At 63.2% G+C, this 20110-nt stretch carries 19 protein-coding genes; 5 read left to right on the top strand and 14 right to left on the bottom strand.

The annotated features are described in order from the left end of the window. Window positions 1-70: 70 nt before the first annotated feature. Complete coding sequence (locus PDMSB3_RS24610) at window positions 71-970, top strand: TauD/TfdA dioxygenase family protein (RefSeq protein WP_165188028.1); 900 nt, start codon at window positions 71-73, stop codon at window positions 968-970. 158 nt (window positions 971-1128) lie between these two features. Continuing rightward, window positions 1129-1998 carry a Bug family tripartite tricarboxylate transporter substrate binding protein gene (locus PDMSB3_RS24605; RefSeq protein ID WP_232064321.1) on the top strand — a complete coding sequence of 290 codons (870 nt, stop codon included), beginning with the start codon at window positions 1129-1131 and terminating at the stop codon, window positions 1996-1998. Window positions 1999-2046: 48 nt separating this feature from the next. On the opposite strand, the gene dld is transcribed toward PDMSB3_RS24605, so the two are convergent. Next, entirely contained in the window at window positions 2047-3786 is a 1740-nt protein-coding gene (gene dld, locus PDMSB3_RS24600; protein ID WP_007176620.1) for a D-lactate dehydrogenase, read from the bottom strand. Window positions 3787-3941: 155 nt separating this feature from the next. Here dld and PDMSB3_RS24595 point away from each other — a divergent pair, with 155 nt between their 5' ends. Together PDMSB3_RS24595 and PDMSB3_RS24590 are read left to right on the top strand one after the other, a co-directional pair. Continuing rightward, window positions 3942-4841: a LysR family transcriptional regulator gene (locus tag PDMSB3_RS24595; protein WP_007176619.1), complete on the top strand. Its 900-nt coding sequence runs from the start codon at window positions 3942-3944 to the stop codon at window positions 4839-4841. A 400-nt stretch (window positions 4842-5241) separates the two neighbouring features. After that, on the top strand, window positions 5242-5622 hold the full coding sequence (locus PDMSB3_RS24590; RefSeq protein WP_165188026.1) for a DUF2917 domain-containing protein: 381 nt from the start codon (window positions 5242-5244) through the stop codon (window positions 5620-5622). A 195-nt stretch (window positions 5623-5817) separates the two neighbouring features. Here the strand turns inward: PDMSB3_RS24590 and PDMSB3_RS24585 are convergent, their stop codons facing one another. The 9 genes from PDMSB3_RS24585 to PDMSB3_RS24545 form a co-directional block, all read right to left on the bottom strand. Further along, entirely contained in the window at window positions 5818-6402 is a 585-nt protein-coding gene (locus PDMSB3_RS24585) for a hypothetical protein (RefSeq protein WP_007176617.1), read from the bottom strand. A gap of 505 nt (window positions 6403-6907) precedes the next feature. Beyond that, entirely contained in the window at window positions 6908-8110 is a 1203-nt protein-coding gene (gene pcaF, locus PDMSB3_RS24580; RefSeq protein WP_165188024.1) for a 3-oxoadipyl-CoA thiolase, read from the bottom strand. A 468-nt stretch (window positions 8111-8578) separates the two neighbouring features. After that, window positions 8579-9559, bottom strand: a complete 981-nt coding sequence (denD, locus tag PDMSB3_RS24575) for a D-erythronate dehydrogenase (RefSeq protein ID WP_007176615.1) — start codon at window positions 9557-9559, stop codon at window positions 8579-8581. Window positions 9560-9576: 17 nt separating this feature from the next. Further along, on the bottom strand, window positions 9577-10365 hold the full coding sequence (gene otnI, locus PDMSB3_RS24570; protein ID WP_007176614.1) for a 2-oxo-tetronate isomerase: 789 nt from the start codon (window positions 10363-10365) through the stop codon (window positions 9577-9579). Between the two features lie 69 nt (window positions 10366-10434). Continuing rightward, window positions 10435-11778: an MFS transporter gene (locus PDMSB3_RS24565; protein WP_007176613.1), complete on the bottom strand. Its 1344-nt coding sequence runs from the start codon at window positions 11776-11778 to the stop codon at window positions 10435-10437. A gap of 71 nt (window positions 11779-11849) precedes the next feature. Next, window positions 11850-12512, bottom strand: coding sequence for a 3-oxo-tetronate 4-phosphate decarboxylase (gene otnC, locus PDMSB3_RS24560; RefSeq protein ID WP_007176612.1), 663 nt, complete (start codon window positions 12510-12512; stop codon window positions 11850-11852). Next, complete coding sequence (gene otnK / locus PDMSB3_RS24555; RefSeq protein WP_007176611.1) at window positions 12509-13819, bottom strand: 3-oxo-tetronate kinase; 1311 nt, start codon at window positions 13817-13819, stop codon at window positions 12509-12511. Before otnK ends, otnC begins: the two co-directional genes overlap by 4 nt. Before the next feature lie 13 nt (window positions 13820-13832). After that, window positions 13833-14723: an L-threonate dehydrogenase gene (gene ltnD, locus PDMSB3_RS24550; RefSeq protein WP_007176610.1), complete on the bottom strand. Its 891-nt coding sequence runs from the start codon at window positions 14721-14723 to the stop codon at window positions 13833-13835. Between the two features lie 80 nt (window positions 14724-14803). Then, window positions 14804-15508 (bottom strand): FadR/GntR family transcriptional regulator, encoded by a 705-nt coding sequence (locus tag PDMSB3_RS24545; RefSeq protein WP_007176609.1) that lies wholly within the window; start codon window positions 15506-15508, stop codon window positions 14804-14806. A 207-nt stretch (window positions 15509-15715) separates the two neighbouring features. Here PDMSB3_RS24545 and PDMSB3_RS24540 point away from each other — a divergent pair, with 207 nt between their 5' ends. After that, a complete protein-coding gene (locus PDMSB3_RS24540) occupies window positions 15716-16540 on the top strand; it encodes an IclR family transcriptional regulator (RefSeq protein ID WP_007176608.1) in 825 nt (274 codons plus the stop codon). A gap of 50 nt (window positions 16541-16590) precedes the next feature. Here PDMSB3_RS24540 and PDMSB3_RS24535 read toward each other — a convergent pair whose 3' ends face one another. The 4 genes from PDMSB3_RS24535 to phnF all read right to left on the bottom strand — a co-directional run bounded on the left by PDMSB3_RS24535 (window position 16591) and on the right by phnF (window position 20067). Further along, a complete protein-coding gene (locus PDMSB3_RS24535; RefSeq protein WP_007176607.1) occupies window positions 16591-17781 on the bottom strand; it encodes a M20 aminoacylase family protein in 1191 nt (396 codons plus the stop codon). A 251-nt stretch (window positions 17782-18032) separates the two neighbouring features. After that, entirely contained in the window at window positions 18033-18587 is a 555-nt protein-coding gene (gene phnN / locus PDMSB3_RS24530; protein ID WP_007176606.1) for a phosphonate metabolism protein/1,5-bisphosphokinase (PRPP-forming) PhnN, read from the bottom strand. 2 nt (window positions 18588-18589) lie between these two features. Next, window positions 18590-19312, bottom strand: coding sequence for a DUF1045 domain-containing protein (locus PDMSB3_RS24525; RefSeq protein WP_165188022.1), 723 nt, complete (start codon window positions 19310-19312; stop codon window positions 18590-18592). Continuing rightward, a complete protein-coding gene (gene phnF / locus PDMSB3_RS24520) occupies window positions 19309-20067 on the bottom strand; it encodes a phosphonate metabolism transcriptional regulator PhnF (RefSeq protein WP_011491167.1) in 759 nt (252 codons plus the stop codon). Before phnF ends, PDMSB3_RS24525 begins: the two co-directional genes overlap by 4 nt. Between the last annotated feature and the right edge of the window lie 43 nt (window positions 20068-20110).

Here is a 20110-nt window from a genome sequence, read left to right as displayed (position 1 = left end):
TGACCTGGCCCGCATCCGGCCGGCCATTCCGACAAGCAGTCTTTCCGTCATCTCCATCGATGAGGCGCTCATGACCTTCGCAGTCGAAGCAATCCAGGAACCCATTGCAGCGCGTATTACCGGCCTCGACCTTCGGCAACCTCTGTCGGCTGCCGACGCGCAAGCCATCGACAACGTAATTGCACAGTATCCGGTACTCGTATTCCCGGCGCAGGATATCGACGACAATCAACTGCTCGCGTTCAGCGAAAACTTCGGGCCGGTACAGGTCTCCGTGCAATACGCGACGCGTCAGAACGAACATCGCCTGCAGCCGCGCATCAGCGACATTTCGAACGTCGGCAAGGACAACGAGACGTTCAAGGCGGGCGACAACCGTCGCATGAATACGTTTGTGAGCCGCCGCTGGCATTCGGACCAGTCGTATCAGCCCATTCCCGCCCGCTACTCTTTCCTGCTCAACTACTCGGTGCCCACGAGAGGCGGCGAGTCCCAGTTCGCCGACATGCGCCTCGTCTATGACTCATTGCCGCAGGATCTTCGCGAGACGATTGAAAATCTCTCCGCGGAGTTCGACATCCTTCATACGCGAGCGATGTGCGGCTTCACCGATTTCCCGGAAGAAGAGCGCGCGATGCTCAAGCCGTCGATCCACCGGCTGGTGAAAACGCATCCGCTGTCGGGACGCAAGACGCTCTATCTTTCGGTGCATGCGACTCACGTAGTGGACTGGCCGATTCCCGAAGGCCGCGATCTGTTGCGGGAACTGATGGAGTTCGCCACGCAGCCGCAATTCATTTACACCCACCACTGGACTGTCAAAGACCTCGTGATGTGGGACAACCGGACACTGATACACCGCGGCCTGCGCTACTCGCCGCCGACGGATCGGCGCGAGATGCATCGCGCAACCGTCATGGACGAACCGGAATGGACGCGATCCGCCTCGCCGGCGAACGTCCCCGTGTGATGTGGCGCGGTAGGGCATGGCGGTTGTAACTCACACCGAACCGGAGAATATCGATGCGCGGCGTCCGTCATTGGCTTGTCCTCGCGCTGTCGTGCATAGCTTGCACACTCGCGACAACGGTTGCGCGGGCTGAATATCCCGACCACCCGATACGGATCGTGATTCTGTTTCCTCCGGGCGGCGAGACCGATCCGCTGGCGCGCATAGTCGGACAGGAACTCGGCAAGGCGCTGAACACCTCGGTCGTGATCGAAAACCGACCGGGTGCGGCGGGGAACATTGCAGCGGCACTCGTCGCTCATTCGCCGAAGGACGGCTATACGCTGCTGTGGGGACTCGGCACGCAGTTGACCGTCAATCCCATTCTGTACAAAGATCTGTCGTACTCGGTCGAAAAAGATCTCACACCGATCTCGATGATGGCCGAATCGGGTTTCGTGCTTGTCGTCAATCCGAAGGTGCCCGTTCACTCGCTTCAGGAACTCGTTCAGTACGCCCGCGAACATCCCGGCAAACTCAACGTGTCGACCGCAGGCGTCGGCAGTCCGCTGTATCTCGCGAACATGCTGTTCATGGCACGCACCGGCACTCAGACCGTGAACATCACGTATGCGGGGAATACGGCTTTACCGGTGCTCACTGGCGAGGCCGACCTCGTGTTCGGCAGCCTGTCGAGTTCGATCGGGTTTATCAAGGCCAACACAGTCAGGCCGCTCGCGGTAACGGGCGCGCAGCGCCTCGGACCATTGCCGGACGTGCCCACCATGAAGGAAGCGGGCGTGCCGAGTTACATCATGACGACATGGCACGCATTGCTCGCGCCCGCGGGCACGTCCAAAGAGGTCGTCGACAAATTGCACGACGCATTGGTGAGAGCCCTCGCCGCGCCCGACGTGCGCGGGTTCGCGGCTTCCCGCGGCATTACGCTGGAGACCAGCACGCCGGCTCAATTGCGTCAGCGAATTCGCGACGACTCGACCATGTGGAGCAAGATTCTCCATGACGCGGGCGTTGGCGCGTTGAATTGAGCTGGCGTTCAGCCGCCCTCTTCCAGTCACCTCCTCAATCGTGGCGCTTCAACCCGCCGCTTCGCGATAATTCGCGAACTTCGACATCTGTCCGATTCCCGGGTTGAAGCAGTTGCAAGGATCGAGTTGCTGATAGAACGCGGCGAGCTGCGGCTTCGCGTGATACAGATGCCCGACGTTATGTTCCGCCGGATATTCCGCGCCGCGGCGGTCCAGCAGCGTCCACATCTTGTGTTCGACTTCGAGGCAATCGTTGCCCTTCTTCACGATGTAATCCTGGTGGAACACGTGGCACAGGAAGTGGCCGTAGTACAGCTTGATGGAAATCGTCTCTTCGATCTCGGGTGGCAGCGTCTCGATCCAGTCGCGATCGTTGCGGCGCAACGCCACGTCGAGCGCGACGATGTTCTCCACCTCACGCGGATGCACCGCGCGGTAGCGAACTGCGGCGCCAGCGGCGGCGAAGCGATGCAGGAACGCTTTCCTGCCTTCTTCGTCGGTGCATTCGAAATAACCGCCGGTCGCGCTTTCGAAATAGCCGGAGAGAAAAGCGCGCGTTTCCTCGACGCTGCCAGCCGCCACCTTCAGCATCAGGTGATGCTCGTATTTGTCGCGATACTGCTTCATGCGCGGCGGCAGATGGCTCGGAAACAGCCGGCTCGCGGCCTGCATCACGCGGTCGGTGAAATGCGAAGGGAAAAAACCAAGGCGATCGAATAGCGCGTCGAAGCGGCTTTTCAGTCCGAATAGCGCGGGCAGCCTGGAAGTGCCGAGGTAATTGATCGCGAGGAAAGTATCCTTGCCGTACTCCTCCGCAATGTCGAAGGCATCGCGATGCAGGTATTCGCCAGAGATCGGCAGATGCTTGAAGTCGTGCAGCGCGTGGCGGCGGATCACCGTAAGCTCGTCCGGCCGGTTCGTGCCGATATAGAACACCTTGGCATTCTGCTCGATCGGAAAGGTGTCGAGCCGCACGCCGAACACCATCAGCTTGCCGGCGGAGCCCGACGCTTCATGGAGGCGCTGCGGATCGGCGTTAAAGCGCGCCGGTGTATCGGCATCGATCTCACGCACGTGTGTCGCGTAGCCGTGGTCGGACCCGGCGCCCGCGTCGTGCCGGACATCGGCAGCAGAAAACTCACCGCGTTCGAGTCGGCCGAGAATCTCGTCCGGCGTCTTGCCCAGTGAGATGCCGAGATGGTTGACCAGGTTCAGTCTGCCTGTCGCATCGACCTGCGCGAATACCGCCATTTCCGTATATGCCGGCCCGCGTTGCACCAGCGCACCGCCCGAGTTGTTGCAGACACCACCGAATACCGAAGCGCCGATGCAACTCGAGCCGATCACCGAATGTGGCTCGCGGCCGAGAGGCTTCAGCACTTTTTCCAACTGATCGAGCGTCGCGCCCGGAAGGCAGACCACCTGCTTGCCGTCGTCGATGACGTACACCTTCTTCATCCGGGTCGTGCTGACAATCAGGATGTCGCGATCGTAGTCGTTGCCATCAGGCGTCGAGCCGCCGGTGAGGCCCGTATTCGACGCCTGCGTAATGACAATCACGTTCGCCGCGATGCATGCCTGCAACACCTTCCACTGTTCGACGACTGTGCCGGGACGCACTACGGCGAGCGCCCTGCCCGCGCCGAAACGAAAGCCCGTGCAATAGCGATGGGTCGCACCGTCACCCGTCAGCGTGTGCTTCCTGCCGACGATGTTGCGCAAATCCGCAACGAGCATTTGGGCCGCGTTGGCCGGCAGGTTGGCTAGTGGTGTGCGCGCTGCGGACATCGAACTTCTCCTCGGGAAATGTTGGGTGAGATACGCGTCGATCCCGGCCGGTGGTTCGGGTGCGGCCTTTGAGCGCATCGGGTTGACGCAAAGGTTAGAATGAGCGCAGTCATTAGTCCAATATCTCGAAGTCACTTTCTGGAGACGAAAAAGATATGGAATTCCGCCAGTTACGCTACTTCCTCGCGGTCGCCGAGCACCTGCATTTCACGGACGCCGCAACGCACCTCGGCATCGCCCAACCGCCTTTGAGCCAGCAAATCCTGAAGCTGGAGCGGGAAATCGGCACGCGGTTGTTCATCCGCCATCCGCGCCGCGTCGAATTGACCGAGGCCGGGCGGCTGTTTCGCGAGCGTGCCCAGCGCATCGTGGAGGATGCGCGAGAGGCGTTTGTCGAAGTGCAGAACGCGGGGCGCGGAGAGACCGGGCGGCTTTCGCTTGGGTTCGCGGGTTCCACGGTGTTTCATCCCACCGTCGCGATGACGATGCAACAGTATCGGCATGCCTATGAGCGCGTGTCCATCAGTTGCGAGGAGAGCAACAGTTCGCTGCTGCTCGACAAGGTGGCTGAGCGGCAACTCGACGCCGCTCTGGTGCGCATGCCGCTGAACTGCCGGGATCTGGTCGTGGAACCGCTGGTCGACGAAGACATGCTGGTCGTGCTGCCGGCTAGCCACCGCCTGAGCCGGCGGCGGCGCGTCGATCTGGCGGGCCTGGCGAAAGATCCGTTCATCCTCTTTCCGCGGCCGATCGGCCCGAACCTGTACGACTCGATCATCAGCGCGTGCCGTGAGGCCGGCTTTGCGCCCGCCATCGGCATGGAGTCGCCGCAGATCTCGTCGGCGGCTAACCTCGTGGCGGCGGGATTCGGAGTTGCGGTGGTTCCCGCATCGATCCGGCAGATCCAGGTGGAAGGCGTGTCGTACCACGAACTGCAGGGCAAACCGCTTTCAACAGGTATCGCGCTGATTCATCGGCAACGCGAGAAGTCGCCGACCGTGCTGAACTTCGTGAAGGTGTTGCGGCAGCAGCGGGCTGCCTCGCGTGCGGCGTGAGACCGTCGCGAATACCGCATCGAGCAATCGGTACGATCTCAGGCGGCGCATCGCGGTCGATCATTGCTTGCTGGAGGTTGCCGCGGCTTGCTCGATCAGCTTCGCAACGTGGCCGGGAGGTGAAATGCAGGTTACGTGGTTCGTATAGCCGTCTGCATGGATTGCGATTTCCTGTTGACAAGACCCGCGGCAAAACGGCACACTCAATCCCATGTTGACGCACATCTCCATCGCTAATGCGATTACACACCCGAAGCGAGCCATGATCGGCTGGCCATTGGGGGTATGCGTGCGTTAGCAGTCTAATCTGCGTAACCAATCCCCAAGGCCCCGCCGGTAACGGAAGGGGCCTTTTGTTTTGTGCGCGCCTCCGTCCGCCGGCTTGATGACGGAGAGCAAGATGGATCAGGCAAGCCCGCAGTGCATGGATGACGACTCGAGTCCGGTTGCATATCAGCAGCACGAGCGTCTACCGAAGGTGGTGGTGCATTTTTCTGTAATGCCTGGCGCTACGCTGACCTGGCGTGTCGAAGCCGACAGCACGCTTGCAGTGAAAGACGAGCGCCTCTGGCTCACACGCATCAGTTCCCCTTACGATCATTGGCTCGACCCGGGACAGACATTCCAGTTGCAACGCGGTGAGCGCGTATGGCTCAGTACGGATAGCGAATGCGCCGCGCGGGTGTCATTGAGCTATGCGCTTGCGCCGAAAGTTGGCCCGTTCAGACGCTGGCTGGGAAGGCTCGCATGGTTGAGCCTCGGACCGCCTGCGCCGCGTTAGCAGCGCTGATGAACGCGCGATCGACGAGGCTTGCGCGCGCCCGATAAACAAACACCCCTGCTATGAGGGGTGTTTCGGTACGTCTGTCTGACGGGCTTGCGGACTCAGAACGACCCACATGCCGTCTTGCATGAAGGCATTGTCACGCTCGCGCGCATAGCGTTGATGTGAACGTTAGTGCGGGCGTGACGGCGATCACTTCGCCGCGTCTTGCGGCGTGACTTCCACCGCCGCTGCCGACACGAAGACCGCATGGATCGTATCGCCCACCTTGACGTCCTTCAGATCGACGTCCGGTCCGACCTGGAGCGTTTGCGTCTGATACGCGCCGCGCAGCGTGACCAGCCGTTTCTTGCGATCGATCTTCTGCACCGTGGCGAGCACCTCGACCTGGCGTGCCGATTCGAAGCCGCCCGAGGCCGGCGCGTACACCTGCGTATCGACGCGCGCACGAACACCCTTGTCTTTACCGCTGACTTTCTCGGCCTTCACGAGCAGCGCGTTCTTGTAGAGCACGTCAACCCGGTCACCCACTTTCAACTGGTCGAAACCGGCGACCTGCTGGCTCACCAGCACGACCACCGCGTTACCGTCCGGCCCTTTGAGCGTGAGCGTGCGGCTGCCCGGATCGATGCCGACGATCTGCGCCTTCACATGCACCGGCTCCACTGCGCTGACAACGCCCTGCGCGGCACTGGCCATCGAATCTTGCGCCCACGCCGGCTGAGCTGCGGCGAATGCCGCGACCATCAACGCTGCGCCAATTGTCGCTGCCTTCATATATGTGCTCCTTGAAAAATTATTTGATTCGGCGAGACGGCAATCTGAAACTCTGGAATGCCGATGTTTAACGCCGCGAGTACCCAGGATATCGTCAGGATGATAGTTTTTAAAAGGTACGACGCGGACGATTTTACATGGCTTGCAGCGAACTTTGATTGATTGAATTGTGATTTTCGAATGAATGCTGGCAGTGCTGTCAGGCGCCGCGGCGTTGCGCCGCAGCGAAATGCCACCCATTGACAATACTGTGACATTTCCCGGCCGCTCTTAATGACCGGCATGTCTGAAATGCGGCCAGAATTAAATACATACTGCAAGACTGGCGAATGCGAAATCAATGTTCCGTGACATTCGAACATAATCCGAATCAGACGCAAATTCGATATCCGCCTGATCTGCGCGCGGCACAAAAAAAACAGCCTCGTCGCGTGAGCGAAGAAGCTGTTTCTTTTTTCTTGAACCAAAGCTTGAACCCAAGCGCGCCGGCTCGACCGCTAAACCCTCACACCCGTTCAATCGCGATCGCAATGCCCTGCCCGACGCCGATGCACATCGTGCACAGCGCAAAACGGCCCTGCGTACGATGCAACTGATACATCGCGGTGGTCACCAGACGCGCGCCGCTCATGCCGAGCGGGTGGCCGAGCGCGATCGCGCCGCCATTCGGATTCACGCGCGCGTCGTCGTCGGCCACGCCGAGTGCGCGCAGCACGGCGATACCTTGCGAAGCAAACGCCTCGTTCAGTTCGATCACATCGAATTGATCGACGGTCATGTTCAGACGCGCCAGCAGTTTTTGCGTGGCGGGCGCCGGGCCGATGCCCATCACGCGCGGCGCGACGCCGGCCGTTGCAATACCCAGCACGCGAGCACGCGGCGTGAGGCCGAAACGCTTTGCGATTTCTTCATTGGCGAGCAGCAGCGCCGCTGCGCCGTCGTTCACGCCGGAAGCATTGCCTGCCGTGACCGTGCCGTCCGGCCGCACCACGCCCTTGAGTTTCGCGAGCGCATCGAGACTCGTCTCGCGCGGATGCTCGTCTTGCGATACCGTGACCGGATCGCCCTTCTTCTGTGCGATCGTCACGCCGACGATTTCCTGCGCGAGCGTGCCGTCGCGTTGCGCGCGCGCCGCCTTCTGCTGGCTGCGCAACGCGAAAGCATCCTGATCGGCGCGGCTGATGTTGTAGTCGGTCGCGACGTTTTCGCCGGTTTCCGGCATCGAATCGACACCGTACAGTTTCTTCATCAACGGATTGACGAAGCGCCAGCCGATGGTCGTGTCGTAAATCTCGGCCTGGCGCGAGAACGCGCTGGCCGCCTTGCCCATCACGAACGGCGCGCGGCTCATGCTTTCCACACCGCCGGCCACCATCAACGCGGCCTCGCCCGATTTGATGGCGCGCGCCGCAATGCCGACCGCGTCCATGCCCGAACCGCACAGGCGGTTCACCGTCGTGCCCGGCACGCCTTGCGGCAAGCCGGCCAGCAGCAGCGACATGCGCGCGACGTTGCGGTTGTCCTCGCCGGCCTGGTTCGCGCAGCCGTAGATCACGTCGTCGATCGCGTTCCAGTCGACGTCTTTGTTGCGCTCCATCAGCGCTTTGAGCGGCACGGCGCCCAGATCGTCTGCGCGCACCGACGACAGCGATCCCGCATAGCGGCCGATAGGGGTGCGAATCGCGTCGCACAGGAATGCTTCGGTCATGATGTCTCCAATGGATGTGCTGCATGCGCTGCGCCACGACCGGAATTGCGGCGCGGCGCGGCGCGGCGCAGGCTGGATGCACGGATGCGCCGGCCCGGCGTCCTGCAAGTGGACTTGAACGCGACGGGAAGCAGCTGCGGGGCAGCCCTCACGTCAACTCAGCCTCGCGCGGATGATAAACGATGACCTCGGGACTGAGGCTATTTGTTCTTTACACGAACACACGGTCATATATCGAACAACCAGCCTCGATAATAGGCGCGCGGCCGAAACCATGTCAAGCGCGGCCGCGCCCGCACCAGGGAATACGTGCAGCCTGCGACGATTCTTGCAAAAGGATCTGACGATTGACGCGCCCGTGCCGGCGCGCCTTGGTCAAGGCGCCGGCACGAGGCTGGAAGACTGCCTGCGGCGTGCATGAGGACCGCTGTAGGGCTCTGTGCGAAACCGCGGCAAGCAGAACTACGACTAGCGGATCTGGATATGCTCGTCCGCGACATAACTGCGGATCACGTCGGCAAAGCTGCGCTCGCCGCTTAGCCCCAGCGCTTGCGCACGCGACGTATCCCACCGTCCCGGCCAGCTGCCCACGATTTTTTCGACTCGCGCATCCGGTTCCCACACGATCCGCCCGACGGCCGCGTCGCCCGCCACTTCGCGCAGCGCGGCGACCATTTCGTCGACGCTCACCGAAATGCCCGGCAGATTCAGCACGCGCTGGTTGCCGAGCGCGGCGGAATCGAGTTCGAGTCCGGCGATCAGACTCTCGATCGCCTTGCGCGGCGACAGCAGCCACAAGCGCGTCGAGCCCGCGACCGGGCACACTGCCGCTTCGCCGTTCAACGGCTCGCGAATGATGCCGCTCGCGAACGACGAGGCTGCGGCATTCGGCTTGCCCGGCCGCACGCTGATGGTCGGCAGCCGCAGCACCCGGCCGTCGACGAAACCACGCCGCGCGTAATCGTTGAGCAACAACTCCGCGATCGCCTTCTGCGCGCCATACGACGACTGCGGATTCAGCGCGGTATCGTCCTGCACGACGTCGGGCAGCTCGCCGCCATACACCGCCACCGAGCTCGTGAAGAGCACGCGCGGACGGTGGCCACGCTGCCGGCACGTTTCCAGCAGCAGCCGCGACGCATCCAGATTGATGCGCATGCCGAGATCGAAATCCGCTTCGGCCTGCCCGCTCACGATCGCGGCCAGATGGAAGATCGCCGACGTCCTGTCGTCGATCACGTGCTCGAGCACGCTGCGCTCGGCGATATCGCCAACTTCCGCGCGCACGCGGCTGTCGCCGAAATCGTTGGCTTTCACCACGTCGAGCAGCACGAGTTCGGTAATTGCTTGCGGCGTGCCTTGCGTGTCCTTCAGGGAACCGCGCGCGAGCAGCTCACGCGCGAGACGCTGGCCGAGAAAACCGGCGCCGCCGGTAATCAGTACTTTCATGATGTATTTCGTCCTTGTTAGCGGTTCGCGTTCAGATACGGTTTGAGCCAGCCGAGACCGGCCGAGGTGCCCGCGCGCGGCCGGTATTCGCAGCCGATGTAGCCGTCGTAGCCGAGCGAGTCGATCAGTTCGAGCAGATACGGATAGTTCAGCTCGCCCGTATCGGGCTCATGCCGCTCCGGCACGCCCGCGATCTGAATGTGGCCGATGCCCGCCATATCGCGTTTGAGTTTGAGCGCGAGATCGCCCTCCACGATCTGGCAGTGATAGCAGTCGAATTGCACCTTAAGATTCGGCGCGCCGACTTCCGCGCAGACCGCTTGTGCTTCGTCCTGACGGGTCAGAAAAAAACCCGGCATGTCGCGCGTATTGATCGGCTCGATCACGACCGTGATGCCTTCGGCCTGCGCGGCCCTGGCGGCATGCGCGAGATTGCTCAGGTATACCTCGCGATGCTTCGCGCGCGGCTGATCCGCGCCGATCAGCCCGGCCATCACATGCAGCTTGCGATTGCCGATCACGCGCGCGTAGTCGAGCGCCGTGTCGATGCCGCGACGGAATTCGTCCTCGCGGCCCGGCAGCGACGCAATGCCGCGTTCGCCGCCGGCCCAGTCGCCGGGCGGCGCATTGAAGAGCGCTTGCGTCAGACTGCTCGCGTCGAGCCGCGCCTTGATCTCGTCGGCACGGAAGTCGTAGGGGAACAGAAACTCGACCGCTTTGAAGCCGTCTTGCGCCGCAGCGGCGAAACGGTCGAGGAAAGCGTGCTCGTTGTACATCATCGTGAGGTTGGCGGCGAAGCGAGGCATGGCAGCGACTCCTTGAAAACGGTTTGATCCCGCGCGCGGCAGCGACTCATACCGCGCGCGAGTATCGGTTTATCGGTTGACCAGTTTGGGCGGCGTGAGCCACGTGGCGATCGCGCCGATCACGAGCATGCCGGCCAGCACGTACATGCCGGTCTGCGTGCTGTGCGTGAGATCCTTCAGATAGCCGATCATGTAAGGGCTCGCAAAACCCGCGAGATTGCCGATCGAATTGATGATCGCAATGCCGGCCGCGGCGGTCGCGCCCGACATGAACGCAGTGGGCAACGACCAGAACAGCGGCGCGCAGGTCAGCACACCGGCGGCAGCGAGCGAGAGAAACACGATCGACACCACCGTGTTGTCCGCAAACGACGCTGCCACCGTGAAGCCGATCGCGCCGAACAGCGCCGGCACGATCAGATGCCAGCGGCGCTCACGGCGCTTGTCGGCGCTATGTCCCATCAGATTCATCACCACGATCGCGCACAGAAACGGAATCGCGCTCAGCAAGCCGATATTGAATGCATCCGTTACACCGGTCGATTTGACCAGCGTCGGCATCCAGAACGTGAGGCCGTATTGTCCGGTGACGAACGCGAAATAGATCAGCGACATCAACCACGTGCGCGGATCGCGGAACACTGCGCCGACGGAATGTTTCTGCGTCTTTTCCTGCGGCTGCGCGGCGGCGATTTCATCGGTGAGCAGCCGCTTTTCGCGCTCGTTCAGCCACTTCGCGCTGGAAATGCCGTTGTCGAGATACAGGATCGTGGCGATGCCGATCGCGATGGCGGGGATCGCTTCGATCAGGAACATCCATTGCCAGCCCGCGAAACCCGAGCTGTTGTGGAACGTCTGCATGATCCAGCCGGACAGCGGATTGCCGAAGATGCCCGACACTGGAATCGCCGACATGAACACCGCAATGATCTTTGCGCGCCGATGCGACGGAAACCAGTAAGTCAGGTACAGGATCACGCCGGGATAGAAACCGGCTTCGGCGAGACCCAGAAGGAAACGCAAGATATAGAACTGCATGGGCGTCTTCACGAACACGAACACCGCCGATAGCAGCCCCCACGTGATCATGATCCGCGCGATCCAGATGCGCGCGCCGATCTTGTGCATCAGAATGTTGCTCGGCAATTCGAACAGAAAATAGCCGATGAAAAACACGCCGGCGCCGAGACCGAACACTGTTTCGCTGAATGCCAGGTCTTGCGACATTTGCAGCTTCGCGAAGCCGACATTCACGCGGTCCAGATAGGCGACCACGTAGCACAGCATCAGAAACGGCACGATGCGCCAGAACACTTTCTTATAGGTGCGCTCCACTTCGGCGGCGCCGGGTTGTCCCGCGGCAGCGGCGGCGGCTGCAATCGGGCGGCTGGATGCGGTCTGATACGAACTCATGCATTGTCTCCTTGAATGGATGGCCGGCGCGGCGCATCGGGCGCGGCCTGGCTTTGTTTTGTGAGTGTTGTCTACCAGCGCGCGCCGAACACGGCGCGCAGTTCTTCGAGTGCGGCTTCATCGAGCGGCGCGGGCCGCGGGTTAGTCATCAGCCACAAACGCGCGGTCTCTTCGAGTTCTTCGAGCGCATACGCGGCTTGCGCCACCGAGCGCTCCCACACCACCGGGCCGAGACGCTCCAGCAGCACGGCGCGAACGCTATCGGCAAGCGCGGCGATCTGTTCGGCGACTTGCGGATCGCCAGGACGCCTGTAACGAATCAGGGGGACGTGGCCCACTTTCATCACGTAGTACGGCGTGATGGGCGGCAGAACGTCGGTCTCGCGCCACACGCCCGCGAGAGTCAAGGCGACCAGATGCGTCGAATGGGTATGGACGATGCCGCGCGCTTCGCCGTTGCGCGCATAGATGCCGCGATGCAGTGCCAGCGTTTTCGACGGGCGTGCGCCGGACACCGCATTGCCGTCGAGATCGACCTTTGCGATATCGGCGGGATCGAGCCGACCGAGACAGGCATCGGTCGGCGTGATCAGCCAGCCGTCGTCGAGCCGCGCACTGATGTTGCCGGCGGTGCCCACCGTATAGCCGCGTTGATAAAGACTCGTGCCGGTCACGCAGATTTCTTCGCGCACGCGTGCTTCGTTCGTCGTATGGAGTGCGGGCGCACGGGTCATTGCATGTCTCCGTCCAGATGGCGCAGTGCCTTTTCGAAGAAGTCCGTCGTGCCGAAATTGCCGGATTTCAGGGCGAGCGCGAGCGGCTCGGCGCCGGTCGTCGCGGTGGCCGGCACGCCGGGATCGATCTGCGCACCGATTCGCAGCGTGTGCACGTCGAGCGCCTGTACCACCGCGCCCGAGGTTTCGCCGCCCGCCACCACGAACTTGCGCACGCCGCACTCGCGCAGGCCGCGCGCAATCGACGCCAACGTGGCTTCGACCAGATGCCCTGCTTCGTTCACACCGAGTTCGCGTTGCACCGCCTTGACTTCGTCGGGCGTGGCGGTGGCGTAGATCAGCATGGGTTCGCCCTTGTCGAGGTACGGTTGCGCGAAAGCCAGCGCCTGCTCGACGACTTTCTCGCCACGCGCCGCGGCGAGCGGATCGACGCGGAACGCAGGTCGTGTGGCACGCCACTCGGCCACCTGGGCGTTGGTCGCCTTCGACGCGCTGCCGGCCAGCACCGCCGACAATCCCTCGATACGCGGCAGTTGCGCGGCGTCCGCCTGGTCTTCCAGCAAACCCGCACGCCGAAAATTGGCCGGCAAACCCAGCGCAATGCCGGAACCGCCGGTAATCAGCGAGAGATCGGCGCAGGCTTCGCCGAGTATGTAGAGGTCGGCGTCGGACACCGCGTCGGCAATCGCCATGCGCACGCCTTCACGGCGCAACGTATCGAACGACTTGCCCACCGCCGACACGCCTCGCGCCACGGCGTCGTAACGTACGAGACCGACTTTCGATCGGGTCTGACGTTGCAGCACGCTCACGAGGTTCGCGTCGCGCATCGGCGTGAGCGGATGGTTCTCCATGCCGGACGCGTTGAGCAATACGTCGCCGACAAACAGATGGCCGCGAAAGATCGTGCGCCCGTTCTCGGGAAATGCCGGGCAGGCAATCGTGAATGCGCCGGCATTGCCGTCGGCGGATAACGCGTCGAGCAGCGCATCCGTCACCGGGCCGATATTGCCCGCATCGGTCGAATCGAAGGTCGAGCAGTACTTGAAGAAGAACTGGCGGCATCCTTGCGCGCGCAACCAGTCGAGCGCGGCGAGCGATTGCGCGACCGCGTCGGCGGCGGGAATGGTGCGCGATTTCAACGCGACCACCACGGCATCGGCCGCGATCGTTTCATCCGATGCGGGCACGCCGATGGTCTGCACCGTGCGCATGCCGCCGCGCACCAGCATGTTGGCGAGATCGGTGGCGCCGGTGAAATCGTCGGCGATACAGCCGAGCAGCGCGCGTTTCGTATTGGCCGTCATGGCGCGACTCCGGTTACTTCGCCGCCGGCACGTCGATGCCGGGGAAAATCTTGATGACCGCCGAATCGTCTTCACCGCCGTGACCGGCCGAGGACGCCATCATGAACATCTGATGCGCCGCGGCGGACAACGGCAACGGGAATTTCGAACCACGCGCGGTATCGAGCACGAGACCGAGATCCTTGACGAAAATATCGACGGCCGAGAGCGGCGTGTAGTCGCCGTTGAGAATGTGCGGCACGCGGTTTTCGAACATCCACGAATTGCCCGCGCTGTGCGTGATGACCTCGTACAGCGCATCCGGATCGACGCCCTCGCGCAAGCCGAGCGCCATAGCCTCGGCGGCTACCGCGATATGCACGCCGGCCAGCAACTGATTGATGATCTTCACTTTCGAGCCCGCGCCGTGTTCGGCACCGAGGCGATACACCTTGCCGGCCATTGCTGCCAGCACGTCTTCGCACGCGGCATAGGCCGCCGCCGGACCGGACGTCATCATGGTCATCTCGCCGGACGCCGCGCGCGCCGCGCCGCCCGAAACCGGTGCGTCGAGCATCTGCAAACCGGCCGCCTCGATCCGCTTGCCGAGTTCGATCGCGAAGTCCGGCGCCACGGTTGCGCTCGCGATCACCACGCCGCCCTTTTTCATCGCGGCGATTGCGCCCTGCTCGCCGAACAGCACGGCCTCGGTTTGCGCGGCATTCACGACCAGCGTGACGACCACCTCGCATTGCGCGCCGAGTTCGGCTGGCGTGGCCCAACCCACGCCGCCTTCCGCGACGAACGCATTCAGGACTTCGCTGCGCAGGTCGCACGCATGCACCCGCAGACCCGCGCGCAACAACGAGCGCGCGACGCCCAGGCCCATTGCGCCAAGACCGATGACACCGACATTTCTGGACATGCTTGACCTCTATGTATTCGTTGGACGTTCGCGGCCGTAGCCGAACCCGGACGCACCGCACTGAAGCCCTGTAATGAAGCTCAGCAAATCCCCGCTTCCGCGAGACGCCGTGCCGCGTTGTACATATGGGTTCGCGCCGCATTGCGCGCCGCCATCGGATCGCCGGCCCGAATCGCGGCGGCGATCGCGGCATGCTCTTCGCGCACCTGACGCGAAAAGTCTTCGCGCAACGCTTCGTTGTGGCGCGTGACGACCGTGCCGGCTTCAAGGTATTGGTTCAGGAACGTGAGGGTCTTGAGGAAATACGGATTGCCGGTGGCCGCCGCGATCGCGCGATGGAACGCGACGTCTTCCGCCACGCCGTCTTCGCCTTCGGCCACGGCTTCGTCGATCTTCGCGAGCGCCGCATCGATCGACACCATGTCGGCGTCGCTGCGGCGCATGGCGGCCTCCGATGCAACCTCCGCCTCGATGGCCCGGCGCAACGCGAGAATCTGCACCACCGAACCCGGCTCGACCGCTTCCGCGTAATCGATCCGCAGCGGCCGGATCGCGCCGTGCGCGGCGATGAACACGCCGCTGCCCTGGCGCGGTTCGACCACGCCCTCGTTCTTCAACCGCGAGATCGCCTCGCGGATCACCGTGCGGCTCACGCCGAACTGCTGCGCGAGCACGGCCTCGGTGGGGAGCTTGCCGCCGCGCTTGAAAGTGCCTTTATCGATCTGCTTCAGCAACTGTTGCGCGACCGTGTCGCTCAACGCCCGCGCAGGAATCTTGTCGAACATCGATGCCTCGATTGATCATGTTATCGGGTCATCATACAAATTTTGGATGCGGCCTGCATCCATGCAAACCCTGGCATTTTTGCTCGCCAAGCGGCAAAGTTGGCGAAACAGAAGGCTTAAGCTATCGTCACGCCTTTGAGTCGCATTGCGCCGGGTGAACATGTGCGACGCGCGTCCGCCCTTTCTCGAACGCATCTTTCAAGGTCCATGAGCCAAGCCCTGCCGCCGTCTTCCGCCGTTCCCGCCAGCGCCGAACCGGCCCCGGACAAACCGGGCGACTCCTATGTGCAGTCGTTTGCGCGCGGCCTCGCCGTGATCCGCGCGTTCGACGCCACGCGCCCCGAACAGACGCTCACCGACGTCGCCGCCGCCACCGGCCTCACGCGCGCCGGCGCGCGCCGCATCTTGCTGACCTTGCAGACGCTCGGTTATGTGGAGGCCGAAGGGCGCCTCTTTCGCCTCACGCCGAAGATTCTCGACCTCGGCTTCGCGTATCTGACCTCCATGCCGTTCTGGAACCTCGCCGAGCCGGTGATGGAACAACTGTCGGCACAGGTTCACGAAAGCTGCTCGGCGGCCGTGCTCGATCGCACCGAGATCGTCTACGTGCTGCGCGTGCCGACGCACAAGATCATGACGATCAACCTGTCGATCGGCAGCCGCTTGCCGGCGTATTGCACGTCGATGGGCCGCGTGCTGCTTGCCGCGCTCGACGACGAAACGCTCGAGGCGACGCTGAATTCGGCGCCGCTCTATGCGCATACGCCGCGTACAGTTACCGACAAGGAAGAGCTGAAGAAGCTGATCGCGCAGGTGCGCCGCCAGGGCTGGGCGATCGTCGATCAGGAGTTGGAAGGCGGACTGATTTCGTTATCCGCGCCGATTCGCAACCGGCAGGGACGCGTGATCGCCGCGATGAATATCAGCGGCAACGCGCAGCGCAATTCGGCAAAGCAGATGGTGAAGGCGTTTCTGGAGCCGCTGCAGCACGCCGCGCAAACCGTCTCGGAGATGGTGGCGAGGCGCGGGTAATTCCGGCGGCGGGCGCCGCGACGGGCGATCGGCACGACTCGATGGCCGGATCACTGCCCCAGATAGCGCTCCACCAGCCGGGTCCAGAACGCCGCGCCAACCGGCAGATTGCGGTCGTTGAAGTCATAGTGCGGGTTATGCACCATGCAGCCGTCTTCGCCCGCGCCGTTGCCGATCCGTAAAAACGTGCCCGGCCGCTTCTGCAGCATGAAGGCAAAGTCTTCGCTGCCCATCAGAATATCGGTCTGCGCGACTACCTTGTCGTCGCCAACCAGTTCGCGTGCCACCCCCACCGCGAAATCCGTTTCGGCATCCGAATTGACGACGACCGGATAGCCTTCGATGTATTCCACCACCGCCTTGCCGCCATAGCTCGCGGCCTGGCTTTCGGCAAGTTCGGTAATGCGCTTCTTCAACAGCGCGCGCACTTCGGGGCTGAACGAGCGCACGCTCAGCTCCAGCTTCGCGCTGCTGGAAATCACGTTGTTCGCGGTGCCCGCATGCATGGCGCCGACCGTTACCACCGCCGGCTGCGACGGATCGACATTGCGCGCGACGATGGTCTGCAACGCCATCACGATGCTCGCCGCCACCACCACCGGATCGACCGTCAGATGCGGACGCGCCGCGTGGCCGCCCACGCCTTCGATCGTGATGATCGCCTTGTCGCCCGCCGACATGAACGGCCCTTTGCGAAACAGCAGCACGCCCGGCTGTTCGCCGGGATGGTTGTGCATGCCGAACACGGCGTCACAGGGAAAGCGCTCGAACAGGCCGTCGTTGATCATCTTCAGCGCACCGCTGTCGATGCCGCTTTCTTCGGCCGGCTGGAAGTACAGATGCACCGTGCCGGAAAAATTGCGTGTGGCCGCGAGGCGTTGCGCCGCCCCGAGCAGCATGGTGGTATGGCCGTCGTGGCCGCATGCGTGCATCTTGCCGTGCGTGCCGCTCGCATAGGGCAAGCCGGTTTGCTCGATGATCGGCAACGCGTCCATGTCGGCGCGAATACCAATGCTGCGCTTGCCGTCGCCCACCTTCAACGTGCCGACCACACCCGTCTGGCCGACGCCGCGCGTGACCTGCCAGCCCCACTGTTCGAGCTTTCCGGCGACCAGTTCGCCCGTCTGGTGTTCCTCGTAAGCCAGTTCCGGATGGTGGTGAATGTGATGGCGGATCTCGCGCAGGCTCTCGGCGGCAGGCGCCAGGTCGGACACTTCGGTAAAACGCGCGGCTTCGCTCATTTCTATGGCTCCGTTGATTCATGGCCGCGGCACAACGCGGCGAACAAGCGAGCACTATAGCTACGCCGCTTTGTTCGAACAAGATGCTGTTTTCTCATCCTGACCAACAACCGTCACGGAAGGGCTTATCCGAACGAAGCTGCAGCAGTTGCACGCATTCGCCACCGCAGCCCCATCATCGCTGCCCGCGCGCCGCCGCGCGCGAGCTCCGCGTGACGCAATCGGCCGTGACGCAAACCGGATAGTACGGGTTACTGAACGTCGGCTTCCGCCTTCAGGAACGCAATCAGCGCGTGGCCCGCTTCGTCCAGCGCGCCGGAGTTGTCGATCGTGGTGCAGCGCACGCCATCCGGCAACGAGAACGGCGCGCGGCGCGCGAGCCTCGCCGCGACCTGTTCCACCGACTCGCGCGCCCGCGCGCCGAGCCGGGCTTCGAGAATATGCGGCGCGGCGTCCACGTGCACCACTTCCATGTTCGGATAACGCGCCAGCGCGTGCTGCACATACTGACGCGAGCCGTTGACGACAACCGTGCAACCGCGCGCGAGCCATGCATCCAGTTCGATACCGATGCCATAGCGCAGCGAGTGGCTCGACCATTCGAGCGCGAACAGGCCGAGCACCGAGCGCACCGCGAATTCTTCGACGCTCAATGCCACGTGCGCTTCGCCATTGCCGCTCGGCCGCGTGATATAGCGGTGCGAGAACAGAATCGGTTCGCCCATCAAACGCTTGCGCGCGAACTCCAGCAACGAGTCCTTACCCGCGCCGGACGGTCCCATTACATAAACCAAACGACCTGTCATTGTTATTTCACCTCGTCGGTCTGAAACGGCACGCGCTGCCACAACACGAACGGCTCACCGGGCGCCGGTTCGACGAAGAGCGCAGCGTGGTCGACAATCAGCAGTCCGAGCGCGGGCGTTTGCGCCTGCCACCATGCAACCAGCGTGGCGCGCTCCTGCGCATCCGCGAGCGAACTGGAGAGCGTCATGTGAAAACGGAATTCGTCGAGCACATACGGATAACCCCATTCGGCCAGCAGCGCGCGTTGCCGTTCGCTCAGCGGTGCCGCCGACCGGCGGGCTACCTCGGCGGCGGATGGCCGTGCACGTAATGGATAGAGCGTTTGTAACGCGCTCGTTGCCAGCTCGCGAATGCTAGTCTCCCCTTGCGCGGTGGACGGCCTCAGTGCGACGAAATCGCCCAGCGTCGCGGCTTCCACCGGCAACACAAAGGCACTCTGCGTCCGCGCCCATTCACGTGTGGCTTGCAGGACATGTGCCTGCGTGATGCCTTCGGCAAGCCGGAACGGCGCGACCAGGGTGCCGTGCCAACCGTAGCGGCGCGGCGCCCCGGTCAACGCTGCGAGCGGACGCGTCAGTTCCGGAGGTTGCGGCGCCGCGCACCGCTCGCCGCTTTCGGCGTCGCGCTCAAGCCACGCCGAGCCGGCCTGCCACCACGCCGATTCACGCGACGGCGCGTAATACACGGCAAAACGCGCCTCCGCGCCCCATGCGGCGCCGCTCACAGGTCGTGCTCCACCAGCAGTTGCACGCGATCCGCGGCAAAGTGCGTGAAGCCGTATTTGACCGGCGTGCCTTGCAGATCCACGTCGACGTTTTCGACCCACAGCACCGGCTGCTGACGGTTGATATTCAAACGCCGCGCCACTTCCGGTTCGGGCAGCACGCTGCCAATCCTGCTCCATTTGCGCAGATAGTCGTTCACGCCGAATTCCGCCATTGCCTTGGTGATGCCGCCGGTGCGCTCCAACACGTCGGGCAGGTCCGCAAAGCGCGCCGCCGGATACCAGTTGCGCGCGAACGTGAGCGGCACGCCGTCGGATTCATGCAGCGATTCGATCCGGTAGACCGGCGCGCCGGCCCGCAGACCCAGCGCCTTGGCGACGCTCGGCTCGGCCTTCACGCGCGCGGCCGACAACATGGTGCCCGCCGCCGCGTGATGCTGCTGACGCAGGTTTTCCGTGAACCGCGTGCGGCGGCCAATCGTATAGTCGATGGCGCCGGGCTGCACGAAGGTGCCGCGCCCCTGCTCGACGCTGACAAGGCCCAACGCCGCAAGACCCAGCATGGCCCGGCGCACGGTATGCCGGTTCACGTCGAAGCGTTTGGCCAGCTCGCCCTCGCTCGGCAGGCGCCCTTCTTCGCCGAAACCGCTGGCGGCGATTTCCGCCGCCAGAATCTGCTCGATCTGCCGCCACACGGCAACGCCCGCGCCGCGTTCGAGCATCGTGCCCGGCGTCGCGTTGTCGTTCGATGTCATGGTGCTGTCATTCCCTTGGGTTCAAATATTCGCTATGACGTGC

This window comes from Paraburkholderia dioscoreae, assembly GCF_902459535.1.
Taxonomy (GTDB): domain Bacteria; phylum Pseudomonadota; class Gammaproteobacteria; order Burkholderiales; family Burkholderiaceae; genus Paraburkholderia; species Paraburkholderia dioscoreae.
Note: the sequence above shows the minus strand (reverse complement) of the source record. Positions and strands in the feature narration are given on the sequence as shown.

Coding starts and splice junctions, on each gene's coding strand:
- otnC (WP_007176612.1), bottom strand. CDS start 12,512: ATGACCCGTGCGCCCGCACTCCATACGACGAACGAAGCACGCGTGCGC.
- PDMSB3_RS24535 (WP_007176607.1), bottom strand. CDS start 17,781: ATGAGCGAAGCCGCGCGTTTTACCGAAGTGTCCGACCTGGCGCCTGCC.
- phnN (WP_007176606.1), bottom strand. CDS start 18,587: ATGACAGGTCGTTTGGTTTATGTAATGGGACCGTCCGGCGCGGGTAAG.
- pcaF (WP_165188024.1), bottom strand. CDS start 8,110: ATGACCGAAGCATTCCTGTGCGACGCGATTCGCACCCCTATCGGCCGC.
- PDMSB3_RS24540 (WP_007176608.1), top strand. CDS start 15,716: ATGAGCCAAGCCCTGCCGCCGTCTTCCGCCGTTCCCGCCAGCGCCGAA.
- PDMSB3_RS24590 (WP_165188026.1), top strand. CDS start 5,242: ATGGATCAGGCAAGCCCGCAGTGCATGGATGACGACTCGAGTCCGGTT.
- phnF (WP_011491167.1), bottom strand. CDS start 20,067: ATGACATCGAACGACAACGCGACGCCGGGCACGATGCTCGAACGCGGC.
- PDMSB3_RS24610 (WP_165188028.1), top strand. CDS start 71: ATGACCTTCGCAGTCGAAGCAATCCAGGAACCCATTGCAGCGCGTATT.
- PDMSB3_RS24585 (WP_007176617.1), bottom strand. CDS start 6,402: ATGAAGGCAGCGACAATTGGCGCAGCGTTGATGGTCGCGGCATTCGCC.
- otnI (WP_007176614.1), bottom strand. CDS start 10,365: ATGCCTCGCTTCGCCGCCAACCTCACGATGATGTACAACGAGCACGCT.
- ltnD (WP_007176610.1), bottom strand. CDS start 14,723: ATGTCCAGAAATGTCGGTGTCATCGGTCTTGGCGCAATGGGCCTGGGC.
- dld (WP_007176620.1), bottom strand. CDS start 3,786: ATGTCCGCAGCGCGCACACCACTAGCCAACCTGCCGGCCAACGCGGCC.
- PDMSB3_RS24545 (WP_007176609.1), bottom strand. CDS start 15,508: ATGTTCGACAAGATTCCTGCGCGGGCGTTGAGCGACACGGTCGCGCAA.
- PDMSB3_RS24595 (WP_007176619.1), top strand. CDS start 3,942: ATGGAATTCCGCCAGTTACGCTACTTCCTCGCGGTCGCCGAGCACCTG.
- denD (WP_007176615.1), bottom strand. CDS start 9,559: ATGAAAGTACTGATTACCGGCGGCGCCGGTTTTCTCGGCCAGCGTCTC.
- PDMSB3_RS24565 (WP_007176613.1), bottom strand. CDS start 11,778: ATGAGTTCGTATCAGACCGCATCCAGCCGCCCGATTGCAGCCGCCGCC.
- otnK (WP_007176611.1), bottom strand. CDS start 13,819: ATGACGGCCAATACGAAACGCGCGCTGCTCGGCTGTATCGCCGACGAT.